This is a genomic window from Isoptericola sp. NPDC060257, assembly GCF_042726645.1.
Lineage (GTDB): Bacteria > Actinomycetota > Actinomycetes > Actinomycetales > Cellulomonadaceae > Isoptericola > Isoptericola nanjingensis.
In genome coordinates, this window is record NZ_JBHXAW010000372.1 from 1 (window position 1) to 3,446 (window position 3,446).

General features: G+C 74.3%; 4 protein-coding genes. All 4 read left to right on the plus strand.

Going from position 1 to position 3,446, the window contains the following annotated elements:
* Positions 1-967: DnaJ C-terminal domain-containing protein (locus ACFWEK_RS20115; RefSeq protein ID WP_430555193.1), on the plus strand; the 967-nt coding region annotated here is incomplete at its 5' end.
* A gap of 42 nt (positions 968-1,009) precedes the next feature.
* Positions 1,010-1,789 carry a 16S rRNA (uracil(1498)-N(3))-methyltransferase gene (locus ACFWEK_RS20120; protein ID WP_430547972.1) on the plus strand — a complete coding sequence of 260 codons (780 nt, stop codon included), beginning with the start codon at positions 1,010-1,012 and terminating at the stop codon, positions 1,787-1,789.
* 58 nt (positions 1,790-1,847) lie between these two features.
* Positions 1,848-2,201 carry a histidine triad nucleotide-binding protein gene (locus tag ACFWEK_RS20125; protein WP_429764140.1) on the plus strand — a complete coding sequence of 118 codons (354 nt, stop codon included), beginning with the start codon at positions 1,848-1,850 and terminating at the stop codon, positions 2,199-2,201.
* Between the two features lie 106 nt (positions 2,202-2,307).
* On the plus strand, positions 2,308-3,396 hold the full coding sequence (locus ACFWEK_RS20130; RefSeq protein WP_430547971.1) for a PhoH family protein: 1,089 nt from the start codon (positions 2,308-2,310) through the stop codon (positions 3,394-3,396).
* Positions 3,397-3,446 lie beyond the last annotated feature (50 nt).

Genomic DNA, 3,446 nt, shown 5'->3' on the forward strand with positions numbered 1-3,446 from the left:
GTCCAACCCGGACAAGCGCCAGCAGTACGACATGGGCGTGGACCCCAGCTCTCCGTCGGGCGGCGCGGGCGCCGGCTTCGGCAACGGCTTCGGCTTCCAGGACATCTTCGAGACGTTCTTCGGGGGCGGCGGCCAGCCTGCCGGGCCCGTGCCGCGTGCCCGCCGCGGCCAGGACGCCCTCGTGCGGATGGACATCGACCTGGCCGAGGCGGCGTTCGGCGCCAAGCGCGAGCTCCAGGTCGACACCGCCGTCGTGTGCGGCACCTGCGGAGGCAACGGCTGCCGGCCCGGCACCGACCTCAAGACCTGCGACGTCTGCCACGGGCGCGGCAACGTGCAGCGCGTGGCGCGCTCCTTCCTCGGCCAGGTCATGACGACCGCGCCGTGCGCCGCCTGCCAGGGCTTCGGCACCGTCATCCCCGAGCCGTGCGCCGACTGCTCCGGCGAGGGTCGGGTGCGCTCGCGCCGCACGCTGACGGTCAACGTGCCCGCCGGCGTCGACACGGGCACGCGCATCAAGCTCACCGCGCAGGGCGAGGTCGGCCCCGGCGGCGGCCCGGCCGGCGACCTGTACGTCGAGATCCGCGAGAAGCCGCACGACACGTTCGTGCGCCGCGGCGACGACCTGCACTGCACCCTCCAGGTGCCGATGACGGCGGCCGCGCTCGGCACCGTGCTCGACCTCGAGACGCTGGACGGCGAGCAGGAGATCGACCTGCGGCCGGGTACCCAGCCGGGGCAGGTCGTCACCCTCAAGGGCCTGGGCGTCGGGCACCTGCACGCCGGGGGGCGCGGCGACCTCAACGTGCACGTCGAGGTCCAGGTGCCGACCGCCCTGGACGACGAGCAGACCGAGCTGCTGCGCTCGCTGGCCACGCTGCGCGGCGAGGAGCGGCCCGAGCCCCGCCTCTCCGCCGCCCACCCGGGCGTGTTCTCGCGGCTCCGGGACAAGCTGAGCGGTCGCTGACGTGGGCGCTGCACCGGGGGCCCCGCGGACAGGCGGGACGACGTGAGCGCGCCGGTCTTCCTCGCCGACGGCGGTGCGCTGGGCGCGCTCGGCCCGGGTGACGTCTACGTGCTGGACGGCGCCGAGGGGCGGCACGCGGGCGTCGTCCAGCGGCGCGGCCCGGGCGAGCGACTGGACGTGGTCGACGGCGCGGGCACCCGGCTGCGGTGCGTGGTCGACGCCGTCGCGGACGGCGAGGTGCGGCTGCGCGTCGACGAGGTCGTCTCCGAGCCGGCCTCCGGCGTCGTGCTGACCCTGGTCCAGGCCCTGGCGAAGGGGGACCGCGACGAGCTGGCCGTCGAGGCCGCAGTCGAGGTCGGCGTCGACGCGGTGGTGCCGTGGCAGGCCGACCGGTCCGTCGTCGTGTGGCGCGGGCAGCGGGCGGCGAAGTCGCGCGCCAAGTGGGTGGCGACCGTGCGGTCCGCGGTGAAGCAGGCGCGGCGCGCCTGCCTGCCGCCGGTGGCGGAGCCCGTCACCTCCCGTCAGCTCGCCGCGCGCGTGCGCGAGGTCGTCGCCGGCGGCGGGGCCACTGTCGTGCTGCACGAGGACGCCACGACGGCGCTCGCGGACGTCGCGCTCCCGGCGCCGGCGGCCGAGCCCGTCGAGACCCCGGCCCTGCTCGTCGTCGTCGGCCCGGAGGGCGGGATCTCCGACGCGGAGGTCGCCGCGTTCGAGGACGCGGGCGCCGTGACCGCTCGGCTCGGGCCGCACGTGCTGCGCACCTCGACGGCGGGGCCGGTCGCCGTCGCGCTGCTCAGCGAGCGCCTCGGCCGCTGGGCCTGACCGGACCCACGGCACACGATCACGGCAGGCGGTCCCGGTGCGCGGTAACGTCCGGGTCATGACGAGCGCGCCCAGCACCGACTGCCTGTTCTGCAAGATCGTCGCCGGCGACCTGCCGGCGGACGTGGTCGCCACCACCGACCGCGTGATCGCGTTCCGCGACATCGACCCGAAGGCGCCCGTGCACGTGCTGGTGGTGCCGAGGGAGCACCACGGCGACGTCGCGACGCTCGCCCAGGCGGACCCCGAGCTGCTGGCCGAGGTGGTCGCCATGGCCGACCGGGTGGCCGGCGACCTCGCGGACGGCCAGTACCGCTTCGTCTTCAACTCCGGCCCGCGCGCCGGGCAGAGCGTGTTCCACGTGCACGGCCACGTGCTCGCCGGCGCGCAGCTGGGGTGGACGCCCGCCTGAATTCGGCTGCCCCGTCCACCGCCGCTCGATAGACTCGAGTCCTCAGCCGTTCCTCGCACGTCCCTCGCACCGTCTTCCGAAGGAGGGCCCCGGCGGCAGCCGGCCCATGACATCGACACCCCACACCGCCCCCGGCGCGTCCGGCGCGCACGGCGAACGGTCCACCGAGCACCGCATCGTGGTGCCGCCGCACGTGCCGATGGTGGCGCTGCTGGGCAGCAGGGACTCCGTGCTGCGGGCCGTCGAGGACGGCTTCCCCGGCGTCGACGTGCACGCCCGCGGCAACGAGATCGTCGTCAGCGGCCCGGCCGGCGACGTGGCCCTGGTCTCCCGCCTCCTCGACGAGCTGGTCGAGGTGGTGGAGTCGGGCACCCCGCTGACGCCCGAGGTGGTGGCGCGGTCGGTGCAGATGCTCACGGCGGCGTCCGTGCAGCGACCGGCCGAGGTCCTGACCTTCAACATCCTCTCCAACCGCGGCCGCACGATCCGCCCGAAGACGGTGGGGCAGAAGCGCTACGTCGAGGCGATCGACGCCAACACGATCACGTTCGGCATCGGCCCGGCGGGCACTGGCAAGACCTACCTCGCGATGGCCAAGGCCGTGCAGGCGCTGCAGGCCAAGCGGGTCAACCGCATCGTGCTCACGCGCCCGGCCGTCGAGGCGGGGGAGAAGCTCGGCTACCTGCCGGGGTCGCTGAGCGACAAGATCGACCCGTACCTGCGCCCGCTGTACGACGCGCTGCACGACATGATGGACCCCGACGCCATCCCGCGGCTCATCGAGGCGGGCACGATCGAGGTGGCGCCGCTGGCCTACATGCGCGGAAGAAGCTTGAACGATTCTTTTATCATCCTTGACGAGGCGCAGAACACCTCCGCCGAGCAGATGAAGATGTTCCTCACGCGCCTGGGGTTCGGCTCCACGATGGTCATCACGGGCGACGCCACGCAGGTCGACCTCCCCGGCGGGACGACGTCGGGCCTTCGGGTGGTCGAGGACATCCTCACCGGCGTCGACGACGTCGAGTTCTGCAGGCTGACCTCGGCGGACGTCGTGCGGCACCGGTTGGTGAGCGACATCATCGACGCGTACGCGCGCTGGGACGTCGCCACGGCGCGCCCGGACCAGGGCAGGCAGGGACAGGGTCAGGGACGGCAGGGCCGCGGCCCGCAGGAGCGAGGGGCACGCCGGTGAGCATCGAGGTCGCGAACGAGTCCGGGGTCGAGGTGGACGAGGCGGAGTTC

Coding starts and splice junctions, on each gene's coding strand:
- ACFWEK_RS20130 (WP_430547971.1), top strand. CDS start 2,308: ATGACATCGACACCCCACACCGCCCCCGGCGCGTCCGGCGCGCACGGC.
- ACFWEK_RS20125 (WP_429764140.1), top strand. CDS start 1,848: ATGACGAGCGCGCCCAGCACCGACTGCCTGTTCTGCAAGATCGTCGCC.